Origin of the sequence: Pseudomonas endophytica, assembly GCF_001411475.1 — a bacterium.
Classification (GTDB): domain Bacteria; phylum Pseudomonadota; class Gammaproteobacteria; order Pseudomonadales; family Pseudomonadaceae; genus Aquipseudomonas; species Aquipseudomonas endophytica.
On record NZ_LLWH01000176.1, the window covers coordinates 61,907 to 86,547 of the forward strand.

The 24,641-nt window shown below is 56.8% G+C and carries 22 protein-coding genes and 1 pseudogene; 13 read left to right on the forward strand and 10 right to left on the reverse strand.

Annotated features, from left to right (window positions below; translation table 11 throughout):
- Positions 1-6: 6 nt before the first annotated feature.
- The 4 genes and pseudogenes from hmgA (at position 7) to AQS70_RS14325 (ending at position 4,549) form a co-directional block, all read left to right on the forward strand.
- Positions 7-1,311: a homogentisate 1,2-dioxygenase gene (gene hmgA / locus AQS70_RS14310; protein WP_055103424.1), complete on the forward strand. Its 1,305-nt coding sequence runs from the start codon at positions 7-9 to the stop codon at positions 1,309-1,311.
- A 2-nt stretch (positions 1,312-1,313) separates the two neighbouring features.
- Positions 1,314-2,618, forward strand: coding sequence for a fumarylacetoacetase (fahA, locus tag AQS70_RS14315; RefSeq protein ID WP_055103425.1), 1,305 nt, complete (start codon positions 1,314-1,316; stop codon positions 2,616-2,618).
- A gap of 12 nt (positions 2,619-2,630) precedes the next feature.
- Positions 2,631-3,171 (forward strand): annotated as a pseudogene (maiA, locus tag AQS70_RS14320) (maleylacetoacetate isomerase).
- A 352-nt stretch (positions 3,172-3,523) separates the two neighbouring features.
- Positions 3,524-4,549, forward strand: coding sequence for a Leu/Phe/Val dehydrogenase (locus AQS70_RS14325; protein WP_055103426.1), 1,026 nt, complete (start codon positions 3,524-3,526; stop codon positions 4,547-4,549).
- Here AQS70_RS14325 and AQS70_RS14330 read toward each other — a convergent pair.
- The 3 genes from AQS70_RS14330 to AQS70_RS14340 all read right to left on the reverse strand — a co-directional run bounded on the left by AQS70_RS14330 (position 4,546) and on the right by AQS70_RS14340 (position 5,860).
- Entirely contained in the window at positions 4,546-4,914 is a 369-nt protein-coding gene (locus AQS70_RS14330) for a MerR family transcriptional regulator (RefSeq protein WP_055103427.1), read from the reverse strand. The genes AQS70_RS14325 and AQS70_RS14330 overlap by 4 nt on opposite strands.
- 37 nt (positions 4,915-4,951) lie before the next feature.
- Complete coding sequence (locus AQS70_RS14335; RefSeq protein WP_055103428.1) at positions 4,952-5,527, reverse strand: NAD(P)H-dependent oxidoreductase; 576 nt, start codon at positions 5,525-5,527, stop codon at positions 4,952-4,954.
- Between the two features lie 75 nt (positions 5,528-5,602).
- Positions 5,603-5,860: a YebG family protein gene (locus AQS70_RS14340; RefSeq protein WP_003439988.1), complete on the reverse strand. Its 258-nt coding sequence runs from the start codon at positions 5,858-5,860 to the stop codon at positions 5,603-5,605.
- Between the two features lie 243 nt (positions 5,861-6,103).
- Between AQS70_RS14340 and AQS70_RS14345 the strand changes: the two genes are divergently transcribed.
- Positions 6,104-6,604: a phosphate-starvation-inducible protein PsiE gene (locus AQS70_RS14345; protein WP_055103429.1), complete on the forward strand. Its 501-nt coding sequence runs from the start codon at positions 6,104-6,106 to the stop codon at positions 6,602-6,604.
- A 78-nt stretch (positions 6,605-6,682) separates the two neighbouring features.
- Here AQS70_RS14345 and AQS70_RS14350 read toward each other — a convergent pair whose 3' ends face one another.
- From AQS70_RS14350 to AQS70_RS14365, 4 genes are all read right to left on the reverse strand, one after another.
- Entirely contained in the window at positions 6,683-7,108 is a 426-nt protein-coding gene (locus AQS70_RS14350; protein WP_055103430.1) for an HPF/RaiA family ribosome-associated protein, read from the reverse strand.
- Positions 7,109-7,309: 201 nt separating this feature from the next.
- Positions 7,310-9,640, reverse strand: coding sequence for a TonB-dependent Fe(3+) dicitrate receptor FecA (gene fecA, locus AQS70_RS14355; protein ID WP_055103431.1), 2,331 nt, complete (start codon positions 9,638-9,640; stop codon positions 7,310-7,312).
- A 173-nt stretch (positions 9,641-9,813) separates the two neighbouring features.
- The gene (locus tag AQS70_RS14360; RefSeq protein WP_055103432.1) at positions 9,814-10,779 is read right to left on the reverse strand and encodes a FecR domain-containing protein; all 966 of its coding nucleotides are present in this window, start codon (positions 10,777-10,779) and stop codon (positions 9,814-9,816) included.
- Complete coding sequence (locus AQS70_RS14365) at positions 10,776-11,264, reverse strand: sigma-70 family RNA polymerase sigma factor (protein WP_055103433.1); 489 nt, start codon at positions 11,262-11,264, stop codon at positions 10,776-10,778. The genes AQS70_RS14360 and AQS70_RS14365 overlap by 4 nt, the downstream gene beginning before the upstream one ends.
- A 184-nt stretch (positions 11,265-11,448) precedes the next feature.
- On the opposite strand from AQS70_RS14365, the gene AQS70_RS14370 reads away from it, so the two are divergent.
- The 3 genes from AQS70_RS14370 to AQS70_RS14380 all read left to right on the forward strand — a co-directional run bounded on the left by AQS70_RS14370 (position 11,449) and on the right by AQS70_RS14380 (position 15,562).
- Positions 11,449-12,000, forward strand: coding sequence for an RNA polymerase sigma factor (locus tag AQS70_RS14370; protein ID WP_055103434.1), 552 nt, complete (start codon positions 11,449-11,451; stop codon positions 11,998-12,000).
- Positions 11,997-12,986: a FecR family protein gene (locus AQS70_RS14375; protein ID WP_055103435.1), complete on the forward strand. Its 990-nt coding sequence runs from the start codon at positions 11,997-11,999 to the stop codon at positions 12,984-12,986. Before AQS70_RS14370 ends, AQS70_RS14375 begins: the two co-directional genes overlap by 4 nt.
- 140 nt (positions 12,987-13,126) lie before the next feature.
- Positions 13,127-15,562 carry a TonB-dependent siderophore receptor gene (locus tag AQS70_RS14380; RefSeq protein WP_055103436.1) on the forward strand — a complete coding sequence of 812 codons (2,436 nt, stop codon included), beginning with the start codon at positions 13,127-13,129 and terminating at the stop codon, positions 15,560-15,562.
- 53 nt (positions 15,563-15,615) lie between these two features.
- Here the strand turns inward: AQS70_RS14380 and AQS70_RS14385 are convergent, their stop codons facing one another.
- Complete coding sequence (locus AQS70_RS14385; RefSeq protein ID WP_055103468.1) at positions 15,616-16,494, reverse strand: helix-turn-helix transcriptional regulator; 879 nt, start codon at positions 16,492-16,494, stop codon at positions 15,616-15,618.
- A 134-nt stretch (positions 16,495-16,628) separates the two neighbouring features.
- Here AQS70_RS14385 and AQS70_RS14390 point away from each other — a divergent pair, with 134 nt between their 5' ends.
- Positions 16,629-17,528, forward strand: a complete 900-nt coding sequence (locus tag AQS70_RS14390; protein WP_055103437.1) for a DMT family transporter — start codon at positions 16,629-16,631, stop codon at positions 17,526-17,528.
- A 67-nt stretch (positions 17,529-17,595) separates the two neighbouring features.
- Here the strand turns inward: AQS70_RS14390 and AQS70_RS14395 are convergent, their stop codons facing one another.
- Together AQS70_RS14395 and AQS70_RS14400 are read right to left on the reverse strand one after the other, a co-directional pair.
- Entirely contained in the window at positions 17,596-18,585 is a 990-nt protein-coding gene (locus AQS70_RS14395) for a 2-hydroxyacid dehydrogenase (RefSeq protein ID WP_055103438.1), read from the reverse strand.
- Between the two features lie 113 nt (positions 18,586-18,698).
- On the reverse strand, positions 18,699-19,631 hold the full coding sequence (locus AQS70_RS14400) for a LysR family transcriptional regulator (protein WP_055103439.1): 933 nt from the start codon (positions 19,629-19,631) through the stop codon (positions 18,699-18,701).
- Between the two features lie 205 nt (positions 19,632-19,836).
- Here AQS70_RS14400 and AQS70_RS14405 point away from each other — a divergent pair, with 205 nt between their 5' ends.
- The 4 genes from AQS70_RS14405 (at position 19,837) to AQS70_RS14420 (ending at position 24,629) form a co-directional block, all read left to right on the forward strand.
- Positions 19,837-21,309, forward strand: a complete 1,473-nt coding sequence (locus AQS70_RS14405) for an efflux transporter outer membrane subunit (protein ID WP_055103440.1) — start codon at positions 19,837-19,839, stop codon at positions 21,307-21,309.
- Positions 21,310-21,381: 72 nt separating this feature from the next.
- The gene (locus AQS70_RS14410) at positions 21,382-23,568 is read left to right on the forward strand and encodes an FUSC family protein (protein WP_055103441.1); all 2,187 of its coding nucleotides are present in this window, start codon (positions 21,382-21,384) and stop codon (positions 23,566-23,568) included.
- Positions 23,558-23,758: a DUF1656 domain-containing protein gene (locus AQS70_RS14415; RefSeq protein WP_055103442.1), complete on the forward strand. Its 201-nt coding sequence runs from the start codon at positions 23,558-23,560 to the stop codon at positions 23,756-23,758. The genes AQS70_RS14410 and AQS70_RS14415 overlap by 11 nt, the downstream gene beginning before the upstream one ends.
- Before the next feature lie 10 nt (positions 23,759-23,768).
- On the forward strand, positions 23,769-24,629 hold the full coding sequence (locus AQS70_RS14420) for an efflux RND transporter periplasmic adaptor subunit (RefSeq protein ID WP_055103443.1): 861 nt from the start codon (positions 23,769-23,771) through the stop codon (positions 24,627-24,629).
- Positions 24,630-24,641: the final 12 nt, after the last annotated feature.

Consider the following 24,641-nt stretch of genomic DNA (forward strand, 5'->3'; position numbering starts at 1 on the left):
GGCTCCATGAACCTCGACTCGTCATTGTCTGATCTTGCGTATCAAGCCGGGTTTGGCAACGAATTCAGCAGCGAAGCACTGCCCGGTGCACTGCCCATTGGGCAAAACTCCCCACAAAAAGTCCCCTACGGCCTGTATGCCGAATTATTGTCTGGCACTGCGTTCACCATGGCCCGCGGCGAATCGCGCCGCACCTGGATGTACCGGATCAAGCCGTCTGCTAATCATCCAGCGTTCACTAAACTTGAACGCCAGCTGGCCGGTGGCCCGCTTGGGGCGGTCACGCCTAACCGTCTGCGCTGGAACCCGCTTCCAATTCCCGCAGAACCTACGGATTTTGTCGACGGGCTGGTCGGGATGGTCGCCAACAATGCTTGCGACAAGCCCGCAGGAATCAGCATTTACAGCTATCGCGCTAATACCTCGATGCAGCGTGTATTTTTCAATGCCGATGGCGAATTGCTGCTGGTGCCGGAGCAAGGCCGCTTGCGCATTGCCACCGAATTGGGGCGATTGGACCTTGAACCCTTAGAAATTGCCGTGATCCCGCGTGGGCTCAAGTTTCGAGTTGAGCTACTCGACGCTCAGGCCCGGGGCTACGTCGCTGAAAACCACGGCGCGCCGCTGCGCCTGCCCGATCTCGGGCCGATTGGCAGCAACGGTTTGGCTAACCCGCGTGATTTCTTGGCCCCGACCGCGCACTACGAAGACACTCAGCAACCGATCACGCTGGTGCAGAAGTTTCTTGGCGAGTTGTGGGGGTGTGAACTAGACCACTCGCCTCTGAATGTGGTTGCGTGGCACGGCAACAATGTGCCGTATAAATATGACCTGCGCCGTTTCAACACCATTGGCACGGTCAGTTTTGATCATCCTGATCCGTCAATTTTCACTGTGCTGACCTCGCCGACCAGCGTGCCAGGCATGGCCAACCTCGACTTTGTGATTTTCCCACCACGCTGGATGGTGGCTGAAAACACCTTCCGCCCGCCGTGGTTCCATCGCAACCTGATGAACGAGTTTATGGGCTTGATCCAAGGCAGTTATGACGCCAAAGCTGAAGGTTTTTTACCCGGCGGTGCATCGCTGCACAGCTGTATGAGCGCCCACGGCCCGGACGCCGAAACCTGCACTAAAGCGATTGCGGCCGATCTGCGACCGAGCAAAATCGACAACACCATGGCCTTTATGTTTGAAACCAGCCAAGTGTTGCGTCCGCGTCAGTTCGCTCTCGAATGCCCGCAACTGCAACCCCATTACGACGCCTGCTGGGCCTCGCTGCCCTCGACCTTTACCCCAAATCGGAGATAACCATGACCCAGACCACCTTAACCCGTAGCTGGATCGCCTCCGCCAATGATCACAGCGATTTCCCGCTACAAAACCTGCCGCTGGGCGTATTCAGCATCAACGGTTGTGCCCCGCGCAGCGGTATTGCGATTGGTGAGCACATCTTCGATCTGGAAGCTGCGCTGGCCGCTGGCTTATTTGAAGGCCCGGCCAAAAACGCGGTAGAAGCTTCGCTTGGCGGCGCGTTAAACGCCTTTTTTGGATTGGGCAAAACCGCCCGTGTTGCCCTGCGTAAGCGTGTGCTCGAACTGCTAAGCGAAGGCAGTACCCTGTGCGGAAAAATCGAGGCGCAGGGGGCAAAACTGCTACCGCTGGCGGCTGATTGCCAACTGCACATGCCAGCGAAAATCGGTGATTACACCGACTTCTATGTCGGCATTGAACACGCCAAAAATGTCGGAAAACTGTTTCGCCCTGATAACCCGCTGCTGCCTAACTATAAGTACGTGCCTATTGGTTACCACGGCCGCGCCTCAACCATTCGCCCGTCGGGCGTTGAGGTGCGTCGTCCTAAAGGTCAAACCTTGCCTGCGGGGCAAACCGAACCTAGCTTCGGCCCTTGTGCCCGCCTGGACTATGAGCTGGAACTGGGGATCTGGATCGGTCAGGGCAACGACATGGGCGATGCCATTGCCGTGAGTGAAGCGGGCGAACACATCGCCGGATACTGCCTGCTCAACGACTGGTCGGCGCGTGATATCCAAGCGTGGGAATATCAGCCGTTGGGGCCGTTTCTATCCAAAAGCTTTATCACCAGCATCTCGCCGTGGGTGGTCACTGCCGAAGCCCTTGAACCGTTCCGTCGTGCCCAGCCTGCGCGCCCAGAAGGTGATCCGCAGCCATTGGCCTACTTGCTGGATGCTAAAGACCAAGCCCAAGGTGCGTTAGATATCGAACTGGAAGTGTTGCTGTTGACCGAGGCGATGCGTGAGCAAAATCTGCCGGCCCAACGTCTGGGTTTGAGCAACACCTTGAACATGTACTGGACCGCGGCTCAATTGGTTACTCATCACAGCGTCAACGGTTGCCAATTGCAGCCTGGTGACTTGTTCGGTTCGGGGACTTTGTCGGGGCCTGATCGCTCGCAACTGGGCAGCCTGCTGGAAATCACCGAGGGCGGTAAACACCCGGTGGAATTGGCGTCGGGCGAAGTGCGTAAATTCCTCGAAGACGGCGACGAAATTATCTTCCGAGCCCGTTGCACGCGTGAAGGTTTTGCCTCCATTGGTTTCGGCGAGTGCCGGGGCAAGATCATCGCTGCGCACTGACAGGAGCGAGCCATGCAACTCTTTACCTATTACCGCTCGACGTCGTCCTACCGGCTACGAATCGCGCTGGCGCTCCAAGGGTTGGATTCAGGCAGACGATGGCAGCGGCCTCATTCAGTCACCGGCAATCATCGAATACCTTGAAGAGCGCTATCCGGCGCGGCCATTGCTGTCCAAAGACCTGCTTACACGTGCCCACGAACGGGCAGTTGCGGCCTTAGTGGCCTGTGATATTCACCCCTTGCACAACGTCAGCGTGCTCAACCAACTGCGCCAACTGGGGCAGAGCGAAGACCAAGTGACTCAATGGATCGGGCATTGGATCGGTCAAGGTTTGGCTGCCATCGAGCAATTAATCGGTGATAACGGCTATTGTTTTGGGCCAGAGCCTGGCCTAGCAGATGTGTACTTGATACCGCAGTTATATGCGGCAGAGCGATTCAACGTATCGCTGGCGGCCTACCCGCGTATTTCGCGGGTGGCGGCATTGGCGCTGCAGCACCCAGCCTTTATTCAGGCACACCCGGCACGGCAGCCAGATACACCGACGTAACGGGCTACGAGTTTTGATTTCAACGATGAAAAGATCAAAAGATCGCAGCCTGCGGCAGCTCCTACCAAAAACAGAAGCAGCGCCGGTTGTGGCCGCAACAACGCAGATGACACAAAAAAGATCACAACGATGAGCTGTAGGAGCAGCCGGTCGACGCTCAATTGCTCGCGATCTTTTGCCTTTAACGATCAAAAGATCGCAGCCTGCGGCAGCTCCAAAAAAGGCGGCGACACAGTGGGTTCGCTTATAGCCGTAAACGCCGCAAACCCCAGACCTTATTCCTGCTCACTTCAACGACTTTTCTGGCACGGCCTATACTGGCGACTACCTGTCACAGATCGAGGGCTGGTCAATGTTTGCTCTCATGCAAAGCGCTCATGTGGAGTCGCTTCACCTCAGCATTGACCCTGTCACCGGGCTTAAAGCCGTGATTGCCATTCACAGCAGTCGCTTGGGGCCAGCATTGGGAGGGTGCCGTTATCTGGCGTATCCCAACGACGAGAGTGCCGTCAATGACGCGATCAACTTAGCCCAAGACATGAGCTACAAAGCGGCGTTAGCCGGGCTAGCAGTGGGCGGAGCAAAGGCGGTGATCATGCGTGCGCCGCATGTTGAAAGTCGCTCGGCGTTGTTTGAAGCATTTGGGCGCTGCATAGAGCAGCTCGATGGCCGTTACATCACCGCTATCGACAGCGGTACTTCCACCGCCGACATGGACTGCATCGCCCAATACACCCGGCACGTTACCAGCACCACAGCGGCAGGCGATCCTTCGACCCATACGGCTATGGGCGTGTTTTCCGGAATTCGCAGTACCGCGTCGTCGCGCTTAGGCAGCGACAATCTCGAAGGGTTGCGGGTCGCTATTCAGGGGTTGGGCAAAGTAGGGTTTGCGTTGGCAGAGCAACTGCACGCAGCCGGAGCGGAGCTGCTGGTGTGCGACATCGACCCCGGCAAGGTGCGTCTGGCCATGGAGCAATTGGGCGCTCATCCAATCGCGTGCGAAGCCTTGCTCAGCACGCCGTGTGACATTCTGGCGCCGTGCGGTTTAGGTGCCGTCTTAAACTGGCACAGCGTCGCTCAACTGCGCTGCTCAGCCGTAGCAGGGTGCGCCAACAACCAACTGGCCAGCTTACAAGTGGCCGACCAGTTGGAGCGCCGGGGCATCTTATACGCGCCTGATTACGTCATTAATTCAGGTGGGCTGATCTACATGGCCCTGACCCACCAAGGTGCACAGCCAGCAACCATCAATCAACACCTGCTGCACATCAGCCAACGCCTGACCAGCATCTACGCCCACGCCCAAGCGGAAAAACGCTCACCGGCGCGGGTTTCGGATGAGTTGGCGCACAAGCTGTTGTATGACGAGGATTAAGAGCCCGCCGCCACAGGTTCACAGGCGCTCTTGTACTGGGCTTCAAATTCAACCAACCCGGCATGGACCTTCTGCAACGTCTTGATCTGATTTGCCACCGCGCTTTTTTTTACCTCAATGGCATGGCTTACCACCTCCCATGGCAGTGGCTGCCCGCGATGGCTCTCGACAATCGCCAGCATTTCTTTGAGCTTGAAACCCAACTGCTGTGCGCATTTGATGAATTTCAGTAACTCAACAGAGTCTTGGGTGTAGACGCGGTAATTACCTAGTCGTTGAGGCGAGGGCAACAGGCCGATGTCTTCGTAGTGGCGGATGCATTTGATCGTGGTGCCTGCCAACTGCGCGGCTTTGCCGATGTACATGAAAAGTCCTTTTAATGGCTAGCCGTGCACTGCGAGCTTATCGGCTGGCGAGTACTCGGGCCTGTTGGAGCCACTTGGCTCGTTGCGTTGCGGACGAGTGTATAAGAGGGCCGAACATCAGAGTAGTCAGGGGTTTGATACCGCAAAATCTCAAGGTTGTTTTGCGCATCTGATGCACCCCCGGCATGCGGTAAATCCATCTGAAATACCACGGCGGGGTATCCATCGTGACCAGCAGGTGGGCACTACGACCTTTAAGTAATGGTTCGGGAAAAGCCTTACCTTGGCGATACTGAAAAGCAAAACCGGGTAAAAAAATGCGATCAATAAAGCCTTTCATCAGGGCTGGAATACCGCCCCACCAGATTGGAAACACCCATACCACATGCTCAGCCCATGTGATGTCCGCCTGGGCGTTGAGCAAGTCGGGTTCTAACGCTTGGATCTGGTTGTAACCTGTGTGCAATACCGGATCGAAGCGCAGCGTGCCCAGTTGCATCACGCGAACATCATGGCCTACGCCAATGGCCGCCTCAACGTAGGTGTTCGCTACGGCACTACAAAAACTGTCTGTAGAGGGATGCCCCAGAATGACCAACACTCGCTTGCTCATAATCACGCCAACCTTAAAGAAGGCTTTAACGATAGGCGTTGCCCCAAAGGGGAGAGTCAAGCGAGGGCGTGCTGATTATTCGCTTTCGACCAGCAACTCAGACAGCGCGTCGGGCTGGCTCTTGAACGCCTTGGCGAATACATCGCGATTCTTCGCCATGTAGATGCCTGCTTCTTCGACCTGCTGCTCGCTCAGGGACGGCACTGCTTTTTGCAACACTTCAGCCAGCAGCTCAGCGAGTTCGAGCATTTTGTCATGACGGTCAGCTTCGGCTTTATCCATGAACAAGCGCTCCAGATCTCGGCTGCTGCGGTATACCACTTCGACGGCCATTTACCACCTCATATGCCTTCACGATAATTTATCTTACGGATACTGTGTTTTTATACAGCTAAAAGCATAAGCCAATCATCGCGCTTTGGGTAGCGACTTTTTGACTCTAGCTGCAAATAGCCAAGCACGTGTCTAATCGCAGCTGGCCACCATCTTACTGGCGATGGCTGGCCTTTTTTCTGCATGTAGAAAGCGTCACGTTCATCGCGGATGATCCGTGTAATCGACCCTAGGAGCTGCATCGTGAGAGTAAACAAAGCTGAGAAGCTACGTCGCCGGGTTCATGAACTGGCCGAATCGATGGGCAACCTGTTCGTAGAAACCTTCCACTATCTAGCGTTGTTCGCTATTGGTGCCGTCACAGCCTGGGCGGCGGTGATGGAATTTTTGCAGATGGTAGAAAAAGGCAATATCAGCATCGACGATATTCTGCTGCTGTTTATCTACCTGGAACTGGGTGCGATGGTCGGGATTTATTTCAAAACCAACCACATGCCCGTGCGCTTTCTGATTTACGTGGCGATCACGGCGCTGACTCGGTTGTTGATTTCTAACGTGTCGCACCACAACGCGCCGGACATGGGCGTTGTGTACCTGACCGGGGCGATTCTGTTGCTGGCGCTTGCCATTTTGGTAGTGCGTTATGCGTCGTCGCAGTTTCCGTCGGTGAAGATCGAGAATCCGCATCGTAAGACCGGCGCGGGCTCAGGTGAGCATCCTGAGGTCGAGAAGGGCGAGCTGTAATCACGCGTGGTGATGCCGAATAAAAAAGGCGGGCTTACCGAAGTAAGCCCGCCTTTTTATTACACTCCTAGCGCTGAATCAGCTATTGAGTGCAGCCTGTTCTTTTTCTAGGAATTCTTCTTCGAGCAACGCATCAACGTTCTCTTTTGGCTCTTGTTCTTCGAACCCTTCAATTGGCAGCTTTGAGGCATGTTTACCACGCAGCTTACCGAACAAATGTTCCAGCTTGTGCTCCAGTTTGGTCGCCGCACCCTGCACCGCTTCTGTCAGCGTATCAGCGTCGTGGGAGACAAGAATCGGTTGGTGACCTTTGGGACGAGCCTCCATTTTGCAACGTTTGTCTTTAGTGCCAGCTTTGCCGCCATTTTCATCGGTTGCATGCACGATCACTCGAGTCAGGTCTTCCAAGTGGCGCTCGAGCGTAACTTCAACTGTAGCTTTCACCCAATTTTGGGTGCGTTCGTCAGCAGTGATGTTCTTATCGGAAAAGACTTCAATTTGCATAATGCTTCCCTTTTCTAGCGTGCTCGTGTGAGTTGTGACGGCCTTGAAACTCAAAGGTTCATCGTCTGCGCTCACCTACAGTGTTTGAGCCGATGAGCAAATATTTCAAGCACTATTTTCAAGATAAACTCTGCACCCTGATCCGCGTCAGTCTTTAATCGAGGGCAAATACCCGCGTGTGCGGGCCTTTGGCGATTTATATCAAAATGCAACCGAGGTCTGTACATACAGGGTGCGAGGTTCGCCCACGTATTTGCCCTTGTTGTTGTCGTCAAACGAGCGGGTGTAGTACTCGTGATTGAGGATGTTTTTAACCCCTACAGCGACGTTTAAGTCAGACAACTGATGACCAAAATCATAGGCCACGCGGGTGTTAAACAGCATGTAACCGGGGATCAAACCTGTGCTGCCATCGGCGCTTTCAGCGCGGGTGTTGGCATTGTCTGCGAACTGGTTGGTTTGGAACGTGCTGTCGAGGTTGGCTTTCCAAGGGCCTTCAGTGTACGCAACGCCTAAGCTGCCTTTGTTTTTCGAGGAGAACGGCACACGATTGCCTTTGTTCGGGCCGTCTTCGCGGATGGTCGCGTCAACATACGCGTAGGTGGCGTACACATCGAAACCGGCAAAAATAGGGCTAGCGCCTTCGAGGGCATAGTTAACGCTGGCTTCAATACCTTGATGGCGAGTTTTACCGCGAGCGATCACCGTATCAGTGGTTTGGTTGCTGTCGTATTGATTGTTGAAATTAATCAAAAATGCGCCGATCTCCGCGCGCAGGTTGCCATTGTCGTAACGGGTGCCGAGTTCCCACGTGCGGGCTTTTTCAGGTTTTACTTCACCGCCGGTGACCCGATTAGGCATTTGACTGTATTGCACGCTGCCAAAAGAGCCTTCGGTATTGGCGTAGATATTCCAACTGTCGGTGACGTGGTACATCACGTTCAACGCGGGCAACGGTGTGTTGTAGTCGCCTTTGTATTTCACGTGGGTCAGCAGATTGGTTTGCTGCTGTTCGATCATTTCGTAGCGAATGCCGGGTGTGAACGTCCACTTGCCGATGTCAATTTTATCGTCGAGGAATAAAGCGTGGGCTTCGGTCGCGCCACGGGTGTCGCGGTCGTTGCGGCTGCTGGTGGTCGGCAACTGGTTATTAGCGATAGGCGTGCGGTAACGCAGCTCGTGCCCGGCTTCGTTGATGTAGCGATAACCCACGCCGACTTCATGCGTGCTATCGCCCAAGTCGAAACCTTGGGCAAGGCGTGTTTCAACCCCACGCACCCAGTATTCGCGTGGTGATAGCGAGAGGAACGTGCCTTGATCCAAATAACCGCTGCGCAAGGTTTTGGTGAAGAAGCTGTTCAGCGTGAACTCGCGGCGGTCTTCCTGATAGCGATACCCAACATTGACTAGGGTGCGGCGGCCCCAGAACTTATCGTTCGGGCGGGTCGATTGATACGGGTCTGCCTTGTAAGCCGCCGTGCTCAAACCGCCCGGCATTTGCGCTTCCCCGTCGTAGTACTGCGCCATAGCGTTGAAGCTGTTGGCGTCGTCGAGCTGGTAATTGCCTTTCAGAATCAGATCGTCGATGCGCGTATCGCTGTGTTCACGCCAGTCGCTACCACGGGTTCCTGAGTATAAAAGCGCGCCGCCCAAGCCATTGTCGGCCGTGCCGCCGGCCAGCACATTGGCGGTTTTCTTAAAGCCGTCTTGGGTGGACGAGGGGCTGGTGTCGGTCTGCAAGCCGACCTTGACGGTCGGTTCGTCGGGTATCGCACGGGTCACAAAGTTAACGATACCGCCCACGTTTTGCGGGCCATAGCGCACTGCACCGCCGCCGCGCACAACATCAACCGCGTCCATATTGCCCATGCTCACGGGCGCGAAAGATAACTGTGGCTGACCATAAGGGGCGAAAGGCACTGGAATGCCGTCCATCAACACCGTCGAGCGCGTGGCCAGACGCGGGTTTAAGCCGCGTATGCCGAAGTTGAGCGCCATATCATGGCTACCGGTGCCGTTGTTTTGCGGGGCATTAACGCCGGGGATGCGGTTTAACACTTCGCGGGCCGTAGTCGCGCCTTGGCGTTCGAATTCTTCGCGGCGGATCACGTCACGTGCGCCCGGATGCTCAAAGACATTGATCTGCGCCGCGTCGCCCAGCCAGTCGCCAACGACGCTGGATGCACCCAGCTCGATGCTCTGCGGGGCGTTCTCGGCGGGTGCTGGTTGCAGGCTGAAGGCGCCGTTACCTTCAGCGCGGGCTTGCAAGCCAGTGCCTTCAAGCAACGCCTGCAAGCCTTGCTCAGGGTTGAAGTTACCTTTCAGGCCATGGCTTTGCAGGCCGCTGGCAGCGTCTGAGTTGAACGAAATCAGCACCCCGGCTTCGCGTCCAAATTGATTCAGCGCGCTCTCAAGAGAGGAAGGTGCGATGTGATAGCGCTTGGTCTCAGTTTGAGCCGCGGCGTTGAAACTTAAACTGGCGCCCAACAATAAACTGGCTAAGGACGTAAGACGGAACGGCTGAACGGGCATGAAAAAGTCCTGAGAAGGGGATGAATCGAAGTGGCTTACCTTCTCTGTCACGCCAGATCTGAAAACAGCTCACCTTTTTGAAAATAAATACACCCCCCGCAGGCTGCGATCTTTTGATCGTTAAAAGATCGCGAGTAAGCTCAATTGCTCCCAAAAAGTAGGGGGTAGGGAGCCTACGCACGCGCCTCAACCGTCACCCAATACCGGGTAAAGCGTTTGACCTGGACCGGCAGGCTAACTTGCAACACATTGAGGACCCGCTCGCTGTCGTCCAATGGGTAGGTGCCGGAGATCAGCAAGTCCGCGACCTTGGGGTCGCAATTGAGCTGGCCGCGGCGATAGCGGCTCAGTTCGGCCAAGAAGTCTTCGAGGCGCATATGCGCGGCCACCAGCATGCCGTCGGTCCAAGCGCCGCTGCCAGCGTCCAGTGCTTGCGGGGGTCTCCAAGCTTGGCGGTTAAAGCTCACCTGTTGATTCGCCTGCATCCACAATGGGCTGGCTGTGTGAGCGGCTGGTGTCAGCGCGACCCGACCGCCAAACACTGCAAGTTGTGTGCGGTCAGTGAATTGGCGTACGTTCAAGCGCGCGGCCTGCGGCTGCAACAGGCCGTCGGCGGTGAGTACGTGCAGAGGGCGTGAGTCTTGGGCGGTCACTAAATGCATTTCGCCTTCAAGCAAGCGAATCACGCGCTGTTGGGCGTTGAACGTCACATCAATCGAGCTGGCCGTATTGAGCTGGATCTGGCTGCCGTCCTGCAATTGCACGTTGCGCCGCTGACCCACCGGGCTGCTGTAATCGGCCAGCAGTGGGGTGATCGGCAGTTGGTCGCGCAGGCCATAGGTCAGTGCCGAGCCTGCACCCAACAACAGTAAAAGCTTGAGGGCGTGACGACGGCTGGTACTTTTCGGCGCGTTCAGCGCCGCGTGGGCCAGAGGCGATGACAAGCCGCGTAAACGTTGGTTGACCCGCTGAATATGCTCCCACGCCCGTTGATGTTCACTGTGCGCGCTTAGCCAGTGTTCCCACGCGTGTTGGCGCCGTGGGCTGAGCGCGCCGCCCTGCATTTCTACCAGCCAGCTCACCGCTTGCTCGGCGACCCCCGGCGAAATAGCGGGCGGGTTGTTAAAGGCGCCGTTCACAGGGCGAAGTAGCAGCGCAGGGCGGCTTTGTTCAAGTGACGTTTGACCGTGGCAATCGAAATGCCCAACTGAGCGCCGATCTCGGCATAGCTCAAGCCATCGACCTGTGCCAGCAAAAAGGCGCGCTTGACCGGTGCGGGCAGGCCGTCGAGCAATTGATCCAGCTCGGCGAGGGTTTGCAGAATGATGGCCTTTTCTTCTTCTGACGGCACCAGTACTTCGGGCTGGTCCGCCAGTGCCTGTAAATAGGCATGCTCCAGTTCTTGGCGTCGATAGTGGTTGAACAGCACGCGTTTGGCGACCACGGTCAGAAAAGCCCTAGGTTCGGCAAGAGTCGGCGTTTCGCGGGCGGTGAGCAGCCGCATAAAGGTGTCTTGGGCCAGGTCGGCAGCACCTTGCGGGCAGCCCAGCTTGCGCCGCAACCAGGCTGTGAGCCAGTTGTGGTGGTCCTGATACAGAACCTCGACGGTATTTGACGGGGGCAACGACCACTCCAACTGCGTTCACAACGCTTTAGAGAACAAGAATTGTTCGCATTGTAGGGGCGAGTGATCGTATTGAGCAATCATCCTTGCGCAACGGCGTCAGAACAGCCTGTCATCTGTTTTTGCATATGAGAATATTTATCATTAATATCCGCTCTCTTTTTTGACTCCCGTCTCGACCCCCATGAATCCTCCCGAACTCAAGGATGACCCCGGCATTGAATCGCGCCAAGGACGTGCGCATTTTCTGCAGGTGTTTTTATCCCAACGTCCTCAAATGGAGGCGTTGGTCAGGCGCCGGGTGGGCTGCCGGGCCACTGCCGCCGATCTGGTTCAGGATTTATTTTTACGTTTCTGGCGACGACCTTTAGTCCAAGTCGAAGAGCTGGGTACGTATTTATTGCGCTGCGCGGGCAATATTGCGATTGATCATCTGCGCAGTGAGGGCACCCGAGACCGACTCAACCAGCAGTGGGAGGCCGCGCCCGATGCGCAGGCCAGCGAGCCACAGGCGGCGTTGGAGGCGGGCAATGATCTACGTCAGGTCGAGGCGGCGTTGCGCAGCTTGCCTGAGCGCACGCGACATATTTTTTTGCTCAACCGAATTCATGGGCGCACCTATGCCGAAATCGCCAAGGTGATGGGCGTGTCCCAAAGTGCCGTCGAAAAACATATGATGCGCGCCCTAGAGGCCTGCAAGGCCAGCTTGCGCGAGCCGCCAGGGACAGCACAGTGAACCCGTATTCTGAGATCCAGGTGACACCCGAGCAGGAGCGCACGGCGCTGCAATGGTTGAGCGTGCTGCACGATCAGCCCGACAGCGGCGATCAAGCGACCTTCAGCCGCTGGCTGCAAGCCGACCCCGCTCATGCCCAAGCTTACGCTCAAGCTCAAGTCATCTGGGAGCTGAGCGAAGTGGCAGGCAACACGCTGGCCAATGAAGAAGCGTTGATGATGCAACGCTACCTATCGCAGATCAACGCCCGCCGCCGGACTCGCCTGACACGGTGGTCCAGTGGCTTAGCAGTGGCTGCGTGTTTGGTACTGATGGTCGGCGTGTTCGCCGGCTGGCAACCCTTGCGTTGGTTTAATGACCTCGGCGCCGATTTCGTCAGTGCGCCGGGGCAAGTGCGAACGCTGGCCTTGGCCGATCAAACCGAGGTCACGTTGGGGGCTGACAGTGCCATCGCGGTGAATTTTAGTGGCAATGAGCGGCATGTTGAATTACGTCGCGGTGTGGCGTTTTTTCACGTCACCCACACCGGCCAGCCTTTTGTAGTAGAGGCCGACGGCGGCGAGGCACAGGTCTTGGGCACCGAATTTGAAGTCCGTTTACAGCCCACCGGGGCGCAGGTCACGGTGTTAACCGGGTGGGTGGGGGTCAAGGCTGATAAAAATGCATCGCAGCAGATTCTGACCGCCGATCAACAAGTGGCCTACGCGTCTGGCAGAGCAGACAGGGCGCACCGTATCGACAGCGCCGCGCAGTTGGCTTGGCGTACGGGCTGGCTGACGTACTACAAAACACCGCTGGTCGACGTTATATCTGATCTCAAACGTTATTACCCAGGGCAAATTGTGTTGCTCAACACGGCGCTGGGTGAGCGGCGCATCAGCGGCAGCTTCCCCAGCCAAGACCCACAAGCGGTGATTAATTCGCTGCAAGGCGTGTTGGGGTTTGAGCAACACAACGCCTTTGGGCGGGTGATTGTTCTGCGCTGATGGCCTGGCCGGTGAGGCTCTTGACCCGCCAATAAAATTATTTTTCAACATCCGGTGAGGTAAACCCTGAGCTCATCCGTGTAGTGCTTGAAAATGCGAAAAGTTCGTATTCCGTAGCGAGTCACACACAGGTCATGAGCATGAAGTCCAGGGCAAGGTCAGCGGCAGGTGGTTCGGTAAAACAGTGGATGGGCGCGTCTGCACTGGTGATGGCGGGGCTGGCGCTCAGTCCATTGAGCATGGCGTTGGCCCAAGACGCTAGCCAACAGCAATCGGCGGCGCTGTTTGATTTCAATTTACCCGCGAAACCTTTGCCTCAAGCGTTGAACGATTTCAGCCGTCTGACTGGCCTCAGTGTGGTGTACACCGATGAGGCGCCGTTCGGGTTGCAAGCCACCGCAGTCAACGGCCGCATGAGTGCGGACCAAGCTCTGCAACAATTGTTGGCGGATTCAGGTTTCAACGGTCGGCGTATCGACGCCAACACCTTTGCCCTAGAACCGCAGCCTAGCGGTGATGCTTTGAATCTGGGGGCGACCAGCATCACCTCGCAGATGCACAACGAAACGTCTTATCAGCCGCCTGCGGTCTCGTCAGTTATGCGTGGCACCGGCTCCACCATGGAGGCCCCGCAAACCATCAACGTGGTAGCCGCTCAAGTGCTTCGCGATCAGGCGCCGCGCAATTTGGATGATGCGCTGAACAACATCAGTGGCATCACGCAAGGCAATACGTTGGGCAGCACTCAAGACTCGGTGATGAAGCGCGGATTTGGTGACAACCGTGATGGCTCGATCATGCGCGATGGCATGCCCATTGTTCAGGGGCGCGCGCTCAACGCCACCGCGCAGCGGGTAGAAGTTCTCAAAGGCCCGGCTTCGTTGCTGTACGGTATTCAAGACCCCGGCGGCGTGGTTAACGTGGTCAGCAAAAAGCCGCAACTGGAGCAATACAACGCTCTGACCGTAAGCGGTTCCAGCTATGGCACGGGTAAAAACGGCAGCGGCGCTAGCCTAGACAGCACGGGTGCCCTAGGGGGGGCCGGGCTGGCTTACCGAATGATCATCGACCACGAAGATGAAGATTATTGGCGCAACTTTGGGACGCATCGCGAAACCTTGGTGGCCCCGTCGTTGGAGTGGTATGGAGACAACACCCAAGTGCTGCTGGCCTATGAGCACCGCGAATTTCTCGCGCCGTTCGACCGCGGCACGGCCATCAACCCCAACACCAACCACCCGTTGGACATCCCAGCCACGCGCCGTCTGGATGAGCCGTTCAACAACATGCAGGGGCGTTCTGATCTGTATCGTTTAGAAGTCGATCACGACCTCAATGACGACTGGAAAGCCCATTTAGGCTTTAGCTGGAACCGTGAAACCTACGACGCTAGCCAAGTACGCGTCACCGCAGTCAACCCAAAAACGGGCGTTCTGACCCGTAAAATGGACGGCACCCAAGGTGCCAACAGCACTGACCGGTTTTCAACGATTAGCGTGCAAGGCACTGTTCAGGCAGCGGGCATGCAGCATGATGTGGTGTTCGGATTCGATGATGAATACCGCAAAATCTACCGCGCCGAATTGATCCGACAGGACAGCCAGTCCACGTTTAACTACCAAAATCCGGTGTATGGCCAAGAAGTGGCAGGGACTACCGTCAGCCCTAAAGACAGCAACCAGACCGACTTGCTGCGCAGCGATTCGTTATTTGCCCAAGACTCCATCCACCTGACCGATCAATGGATTTTGGTGGCCGGTGCGCGTTTTCAGAAGTACGACCAACTGGCCGGTAAAGCTATTTCGTTCAAGGCCAGCACCGACACCAACGGCGTTAAGTGGATTCCGCGTGTCGGGTTGGTGTACCGCTACACCGATGAGCTGTCGTTGTATGGCAGCTACACCGAGTCGTTCAAACCCAATTCCAGCATCGCGCCGCTGAACGGAGGCCTGGTTCTGGATTCGGCGATTGCGCCAGAAGAGTCCAAGTCATGGGAAATCGGCGCCAAACTGGACATCCCAGGGCGTATTACCGGCTCGCTGGCGTTGTATGACATTAAAAAACGTAACGTTCTGGTATCGACCACGGTGGGTGAAGACACCTTGTATTCGACGGCGGGGCAGGTTCGCTCTCGTGGCGTGGAGTTAGACGTCAGTGGCCAATTGAGTGAGCGTTGGAGCCTGATCGGCAGCTATGCCTACACCGACGCCGAAGTCACCAAAGACACGGTCTATCAAGGCATGCGCTTGCAAAACGTGGCTAAAAACAGCGGCTCAGTGTCGGCGGTGTATGACGTCGGCAGCCTTGTCGGGGGTGACAAGCTGCGGGTGGGCGCCGGTGCCCGCTATGTGGGAGAGCGTGCTGGTGATGCGCTGAACGACTTCGACCTACCGGCGTACACCGTGGCCGATGCGTTCGCCACCTACGACACCCAGATTGAGGGGCAGGCCGTGACCTTTCAGTTCAACGTGAAAAACCTGTTTGATCGCACCTACTACACCTCGGCTGCCAGTCGTACCTTCGTCTCGATAGGTGACGCGCGGCAGTTCACACTCTCCAGCACCGTGGCGTTTTAATCCTTTGCTTGCGATCTTTTAAAAAGTCAAAAGATCGCAGCCTGCGGCAGCTCCTACAGAGGTGTGAAAACCGCGCGGTACTCACCCGGAGTGGCGCCCACGCTCTGTTTGAAGCGATTAGTAAAGTGGCTGGCGCTGGCGAATCCGCAGGCCAAAGCAATGTCGCCCAATGCCAGAGAACTGTTGCGTAGACAATCCCGGGCACGTGCCATACGGCGGGCCAGCACATACTGATGCGGCGGCACGCCGAAGCTTTCACGGAACATACGCGCAAAGTGATAGGGCGACAGCGCACACTGCGCCGCCAGTTGCCCGATGCTGATGGGCTCTGCCAGCGAGTGTTCAATGCGCTCAACCAGTTGGCGACGTTGATGGGCGGCCAGCCCACCTTTGAGCTGTAACCCGCCGCGCATACCCACCTGATTTAACACGGCGTGATCGAGCAAAGCGCTAGCCAACGTGCTGGTTAACAGGCGCTCACCTGGTTCACTCCAGTTCATTTTGATCAACTGATGAAAACGCAGACTTTGTTGCTCGTCTTCCTGGAAGGTCAGTTCGCGCAAATGCAGAGTGCGCGGTTCGCGGTCGAGCAAGGTGATGCAGCCCAGCGCGAATTGTTCCTGGCTGACATACACGTGGGCCAGCCGAATTTCGCCGTTGATGATCCACGAAGACTGATGCTCGGCGGGCAAGACGCAGAGCTTTCCCGGGGCGCCTTTGGCCCCCGGTTTTTCGCGGCGAAAGGTGCCGGTGCCGCCCGAGATGTAGCACGACAAGGTGTGATGCGTCGGTGCTTCATAGGTCCGCGCGTCGTGATGATTGCTCCACAACGCCGCGGCCATGCCGTCACCGAGTTCGGCGCAATGCTCTAGCCGCGCATTAGGCGAGCTGCCCATCGCTTGAAAGACTTGCAGGGTGTGCAGTGTGTGCATGGTCAGTTCTCCAACGCCTTGCATCCTACTCCGTCAGGCGCGGCCTGCCAGCCCCGCACAAACAAAAGCGCAAGAATCTGCAAGTGCAGCAAGGCGCCGGGCCGCACACTGAAAGCCATTGACTGGAGTGCGCCATGAACCTGTTTTTATATGTGTTGACTGTGCTGATCTGGGGCACCACATGGATCGCCCTCAAACTGCAATTGGGCGTTGTCGCGATCCCGGTATCCATCGTTTATCGCTTCGGCTTAGCTGCGCTGGTGTTGTTTGTTGTGCTGTTGCTCAGTGGCCGATTGCAAACCATGAACAAGCGCGGCCATTGGATCTGTCTGGCTCAGGGGTTGTGTCTGTTTTGCGTTAACTTCATGTGCTTTTTGACTGCCAGCCAATGGGTGCCAACCGGCTTGATTGCGGTGGTGTTTTCCACGGCCACTCTGTGGAACGCCTTGAATGCACGGGTGTTCTTCAAGCAGAAAATAGCCCGTAACGTGATTGCTGGTGGCGGCTTAGGTTTGCTGGGGCTGGCGCTGCTGTTCTGGCCAGAATTGAACGGCCATACCGCGACCCCTGAAACCTTGCTGGGCTTGGGGTTGGCCTTGATTGGCACGATGTGTTTCTCGGCGGGCAACATGCTGTCTAGCCTGCAGCAAAAGGCTGGGCTTAAGCCTTTAACGACGAATGCGTGGGGCATGTTGTATGGCGCAAGCATGCTGGCGTTGTACTGCGCGTTTAGCGGCATCCCGTTCAACATGGAGTGGAACACGCGCTACATCGGGTCGTTGTTGTACTTGGTGATTCCGGGCTCGGTGATTGGCTTTACCGCGTACCTGACGTTGGTCGGGCGCATGGGGCCGGAGCGCGCAGCGTATTGCACGGTGTTGTTCCCGCTGGTAGCGCTTAACGTGTCGGCGTTCGTCGAAGGGTATCAATGGACAGCGCCGGCCTTGGCCGGGCTGATACTGGTGATGCTGGGCAATGTGCTGGTGTTCCGTAAGCCCAAGCCAGTGGTGATGGAGGCTAAATACAGTCTGTAGGTGCCGCGTAAGGCTGCGATTTTAAAGATTAAAAGATCGCAGCCTGCGGCAGCTCCTACGGGGTGGGTCAGCCCTTAAACACCTGCGGGTTGACTAGGTCTTGCGGGCGCTCGCCCAGTAAGGCGCTGCGCAGGTTGTCCAGCGCACGATTGGCCATCGCTTCACGAGTTTCGTGGGTTGCTGAACCGATATGCGGCAAGGTCACGGCGTTTTTCAAGGCAAACAACGGCGACTCGACTAACGGTTCTTTCTCGTACACATCCAGACCTGCGCCGCGAATCGTGTTGTTTTGCAGTGCTTCAATCAACGCCACTTCGTCCACTACCGGACCGCGCGAGATGTTCACCAGAATCGCGCTTTTCTTCATCAGCTTCAGCTCACGCTCGCCGATCAAGTGTTTGGTTTTCTCGCTTAATGGCACTACTAGGCACACGAAGTCTGCTTCGGCCAGCAACTGATCGAGGGTACGAAATTGCGCGCCCAGTTCTTGCTCAAGCTCGGTCTTGCGACTGTTACCGCTGTACAGAATAGGCATGTTGAAACCCAGGCGACCGCGGCGGGCCACGGCTGCGCCGATATTGCCCATACCGACGATGCCCAAGGTTTTGCCATGCACATCAGTGCCAAACAATGCGGGCCCTACGCTGGCCTTCCATTCACCGGCCTTGGTCCACGCGTCCAGTTCGGCAACACGACGGGCACTGCTCATGATCAAGGTAAAACCCAAGTCGGCAGTGCTTTCGGTCAGCACATCCGGGGTGTTGGTGAGCATAATCCCGCGTTCGTTGAAGTAATCGACGTCGTAGTTGTCGTAACCCACCGACACACTGGAGACGACTTCAAGATGCTTGGCGCTGTCTAACGAATTGCGCCCCAGCTTACGACCGACACCGATCAAGCCGTGGGCGTGCGGCAAGGCTTCTTCAAACTGGGCGTTGATGTCGCCCAGCGAAGGGTCCGGCACGATAACGTTAAAATCCTGGCGCAGTCGCTCGACCATTGCTGGCGTGACGCGGCTGAAGGCAAGTACGGTTTTCTGGGTAGTAGAAGAACTCATCGGTACAAGGCTCGTCGGCTGTCGGGAATGTAAGCACGCTATCATTCCTGCCGATCATCCGCCAATCCCAGGTGTCATCCGCTGAAGCGGCCGCTGGCTTCGATCTTAAGATTTCAGCTATAAGCGGCCAACTCAGCCTGATGCGCGGCCAGAAGCTCAGGCAGTGTGCCGCGCAGGAACTCAACCCAGGTTTTGATCTTCGCATCCAAGTACTGACGTGACGGGTAGATGGCGTACAGGTTGAGCTCTTGTGAGCGATATTCAGGCAACATCCGCACCAGCGTGCCGTTGCGCAGACCTTCGATGGCCGAATACAGCGGCAATACACCCACGCCCATGCCGCTGATGATCGCGTTGCGCATGGCGTCAGCCGAGTTAACCAAAAAAGGTGAGGAGTTGATCAAGACCATTTCTTGACCTTCAGGGCCTTCGAACACCCACTTGTCCAATGCAATCACCGGGCTGACCAAGCGCAGACAAGCATGATTGAGCAGGTCGCTGAGCTTGAGCGCATTGCCGTGGGTTTTCACATAATCGGGTGAGGCACAGATGATGCTGTAAGTGATGCCCAAACGCTGCGACACAAACCCGGAATCCGGCAGTTCGGTGGCCAGCACGATAGAAACGTCGTAACCCTCATTGAGCAAATCAGGCACGCGATTGGCCAGTGTGAGATCGAACGTGACGTCAGGGTGAGACTTGCGATAACGGGCGATGGCGTCGATCACAAAGTGATGGCCAATGCCGGTCATGGTGTGCACTTTCAGTTGGCCGGCTGGGCGCGAATGGGCATCGCTGGCCTCGGCTTCGGCTTCTTCGACATACGCCAAAATTTGTTCACAGCGCAGCAAGTAACGCTTACCGGCTTCGGTCAGGGCGATACGTCGGGTGGTGCGATTGAGCAAGCGGGTTTGCAGGTGAGCTTCAAGGTTGGAGACTGCGCGCGAGACGTTAGCGGTGGTGGTGTCCAGAAGCGCGGCGGCTGCGGTAAAGCTGCCGGCTTCGGCCACGCAACTGAAGGCGCGCATGTTTTGCAAAGTGTCCATGAAGTGCTCTCAAGGGGCGGTATAGGGGACAGCAACAAAGTGTGACATGAAGTTTCTGATTTTACTGACAGGATCGCATTCGACTTACGGATTATTCTGTTAACGGTAATAAACAATCGCAGTTATGCCAGCTTATCGTCGCCCCTGCCAAGCCATAGACTTATCGACGTCGAAAAACCCCCTCCCTTGTCAGGAATTTGCAGCAGTGCAGCGTCGCATCAGCAGAGAGCTTAAAGCCCTCAGTGTTCTGGCTTTATCGTTGGCATTAAATGGCTGTATCGGTTTTGCAGGTATTGCACCCAAGGGCGAAATGCTCAATGCCAATACCTTGGCCACTGACGAGGCGATTCAAAGCGCCGCGCAAGACGCAAACTGGCCCCAAAGCCAATGGTGGCGCGCCTATGGCGACCCTCAATTAGACAATTGGCTCAGCTTGGCTATTCAAGGTAGCCCGACCATGGCCATCGCCGCTGCCCGCGTGCGTCAGGCCAAAGCGATGGCCGGTGTGGCCGAGTCGGCTGAATCCTTGCAAGTGAACGGCGAATCAACCCTCAAACGTCACCGCTGGCCGTCAGACCAGTTCTACGGCCCCGGTGATCTGGACAGCGCCAATACGTGGGACAACAACGCCCAGTTGGGTTTCAGCTATGCGCTTGACCTGTGGGGGCGTGAACGCAACACCACCGAGCAGGCGGTGGACATGGCGCACATGAGCGTAGCCGAGGCGCGTCAAGCGCAGTTGGAATTGCAGAGCAACGTGATTCGCACCTATATCCAGTTATCGCTGAACTACGCGCAACTCGACATCGTTGAAGCGACCTTGCGCCAACAAGTACAGATCTGTGACTTAGCTCAAAAGCGTCTGGATGGCGGCATTGGCACCCACTTTGAAGTCAGTCAAGCGCAAGCGCCGCTGCCCGAAACCCATCGCCAAATCGACGCCCTAGAAGAAGAAATCGCCCTGACGCGTAACCAACTGGCCGCATTGGCTGGCAAAGGTCCGGGGGAGGCTGCACGTCTCAAGCGCCCGACGCTGGCGTTGAATACCGTACTCAAGTTGCCCTCAACCTTGCCCGCGCAGTTACTTGGCCAGCGCCCTGACGTGGTTGCCAGCCGTTGGGAGGTTGCTGCTCAAGCCCGCGGCATTGACGTCGCCCATGCCAATTTTTACCCGAATGTGAACTTGGTAGGCAGCCTGGGCTTTATGGCCACAGGCGGCACCGCGCTGGGTTTTTTGACGGCTCAAAAAATGAGCTACAACGTGGGCCCGGCCATCTCCTTGCCGATCTTTGATGGCGGCCGCTTGCGCTCTGAACTGGGCGCAGCCTCCGCGGGCTATGACTTGGCAGTCGCCAAGTACAACCAGACGCTGGTGAACGCCCTTAAAGGGGTTTCTGACCAATTGATCAAACGCCAGTCGATGGACAAGCAGCAGGTATTCGCGGCGGAGTCAGTCGCTGCGGCGCAAAAAACCTACGACATCGCCATGGTCGCCTATCAGCGGGGCCTGACCGACTACCTCAATGTGCTCAATGCCCAGACCTTGTTGTTTAGCCAGCAACACATCCAGCAGCAGGTCGAGGCGGCGCGCTTACGTGCCCATGCCGAACTGGTGACGGCATTGGGTGGCGGCCTGCAAGCAGGTAGCGATGCGCCCAAGCTGACGCGCCCCCTGTAGGGCTGAGCTTGCTCGCGATCTTTTGATATTCAAGCTCGCTCCTACAGGCCGAACGTTTTTCTGGAGATGTAGATGAACCCTTTATCTGCCCCGATACGCTGGCTGTATTCGCTGGAATGGCGCCGCGGTTTTTTTGACTGGGCGCGCAGCGATGGTGTGACCTGGGTGCATATTTTCAAAGTCTTGATTGCTGCCTTCCTGACCCTATGGCTGGCCATGCGTCTGGAACTGCCGCAACCACGTACCGCCATGATCACCGTCTTTATCGTGATGCAACCGCAAAGCGGCCAAGTGTTCGCCAAAAGCTTTTATCGGTTTTTAGGCACCCTGACCGGGTCGGCGGTAATGGTGGCGTTGATCGCCTTGTTTGCCCAAAACACCGTGTTGTTTCTAGGCTCGCTGGCGATATGGGTCGGTATCTGCTCGGCCGGTGCGGCGCGTTGCCGTAACTTTCGAGCCTATGGTTTCGTTCTGGCCGGTTACACCGCAGCGATGGTCGGTCTACCCGCATTGGCACACCCGGACGGTGCGTTTATGGCCGCGGTCTGGCGCGTGCTGGAGATCTCGCTGGGCATCTTGTGCTCAACCGTGGTCAGCGCCGCGATTTTGCCCAAAACCGCTGGCGCCGCGATGCATGACGCGCTGTATAAACGCTTTGGCGTGTTTGCCGGGTTTGTGGCTGAAGGTCTACGCGGGCAATCAACGCAACAAGCCTACGAAGCCAGCAACGTGCGCTTCATCGGTGAAAGCGTGGGCCTAGAAGGCATGCGTAGCGTGACGGTCTTTGAAGACCCGCACATGCGCCGTCGCAGTGGTCGTCTGAGCCGTCTAAACAGCGAGTTTATGGCCGTGACCACGCGCTTCAATGCCCTGCATCAACTGCTGGCACGGTTGCGTTCGCGCGGGGCCGGGCAGGGGATTTCGAGGGTCGAACCCGAGATGGAATTACTGGCGCAGTTGCTTGAGGCTTATTCCGGCCGCGCGTTGACCGATAAAGACGCTGCGGTTCTAGCCGAGCAATTGGCCGAATTCAAAGCCCGCTTGCCCGCGCAGATACGCGCCCTGCGGGTGAGCTTTTTGGACAGCCAACCCAGCGACACTGAGTTTTTAGACTTCAACACCGCCTTTGAGCTGCTATTTCGGTTTGTCGACGATTTACACAACTACGCGCTCACCCACGCGTCGCTGGCCGATCATACCCACGAGCGTGAGCGTTGGGACCAGCCGTTTATCTCGCAGACCAACTGGTGGTCGGCGGCGGCGTCAGGGATTCGGGCAGCCTTTATTCTGGTCGTGCTGGGCACTTACTGGGTGATGACGGCCTGGCCGAGCGGCGCCACCATGACCCTGATTGCCGCCGCCACCGTTGGCCTGTCGGCCGCCACACCCAACCCTAAGCGCATGGCCTTTCAAATGGCGTGCGGGACGTTTATTGGGGCGGTGGTGGGTTTTGTCGAAATGTTCTTTGTGTTACCGAACATTGATGGTTTCCCGTTGCTGTGTTTGGTCCTCGCTCCCGTCATCGTCTTCGGCTCGTTTCTGACCTCTCGGGCCAATTACGTGGGTGTCGGGCTTGGCTTGCTGATCTTTTTCAGCACCGGTTCGGTGCCCGACAACCTGACGATTTACAACCCGTATCAGTTCATCAACGACTACATCGCCATGGTGATGGGCATGCTGGTGTGTGCGGCGGCGGGGGCAATTATTTTGCCGCCCAACAGCCATTGGCTATGGAGCCGACTGGAACAAGACCTGCGTGAACAAGTGGTGTACGCCATCAGCGGCAAGTTGCGCGGCTTGAGCTCCAGCTTGGAAAGCCGCACCCGTGACCTGATGCATCAGGCTTACGGCTTAGCGGCGGGTCAGCCCAAGGTGCAACGTGAACTGCTGGGCTGGATGTTCGTAGTGCTGGAAGTGGGCCACGCGATCATCGAGTTGCGCAAAGAACAGGCGATTTTGCCAATTCACCCGGCCTATGCCGAATCGCAGCCGTGGCGTCAGGCCATTCGGGTGATGGGCCGTGCGCTGGTGCGCTTGTTTATCGTCCCTAACGCTAACAACCTTGAACGTGGGTTGATCGCTGTGGATCACGCCATTAGCCGCGTTCAAGCCGCCGACGAACCGTTTGCGCGCAACTTCGACACCTCAGCGTTGGTGCGGGTGCAAAGCTATCTGCACTTTATCCGCACCTCACTCCTAGACCCGCAATCACCGCTGGCGGCCCACGCTCAGCCGCAAGGACTTGAACATGCCTCGTGAAATCGCCTTTCACGGCGTCTACATGCCCACCATGACCCTGATGTTTTTTATCGCGGCGGGGTTGGCATGGGGCTTTGATCGACTGTTTTCTGGCTACGACTTGTATCGTTTTTTCTGGCACCCGGCGCTGCTGCGTCTGAGCCTGTTTGTGTGTCTTTTTGGCGCCTTGGCGCTCACTGTTTACCGTTGAGACTGATCCGATGAAAAAGTTCTTCAGCCTACTTGCCACCTTGCTGGTGTTGACCCTTGCGATAGGCATTGGCCGTAGCCTTTGGGAGCATTACATGAACACCCCGTGGACCCGCGACGGGCGTGTCCGAGCGGACATCATCAACGTCGCCGCAGACGTCAACGGCTACGTGGTGAACGTGCCGGTCAACGATAACCAGTTGGTGAAAAAGGGCGATGTACTGCTAGAAATCGACCCTGAGCACTACCAAATTGCCGTCAAGCAAGCCGAGTCGCTGTTGGCCTCACGCAAAGCCACGTGGGAAATGCGCAAACAGAACGCCCGTCGTCGAGCAGACATGGACAACCTGGTGATCTCCCGTGAAAACCGCGATGACGCCAGCAACATTGCTGACTCGGCGCTGGCGGATTATCAGCACGCCCAAGCGCAACTTGATGCGGCCAGGCTCAACCTCAAGCGCACCAAGGTGGTGGCGACGGTTGACGGCTACGTGACCAACCTCAACGTGCATCCAGGCGACTATGCCCGGGTTGGCGATCCGAAAATGGCCGTGATCGATAAACACTCGTTTTGGGTGTATGGCTTCTTCGAAGAAACCAAACTGCCGCACATTCGCGTTGGCGACAGCGCTGAACTGCAAATGATGAGCGGTGAGGTATTAAAGGGCCACGTAGAAAGCATCTCGCGAGGCATCTACGACCGCGACAACCCGCAAAGCCGCGAGTTAATCGCCGACGTGAACCCGACGTTCAATTGGGTTCGGTTGGCCCAACGTGTCCCGGTGCGTATCCACATCGACGAAATCCCGGAGGGTTACCTGCTGGCAGCCGGCACCACCTGCACCGTGATAGTTGATCAGGCGGGTCAATAAGGGTATGTGAGT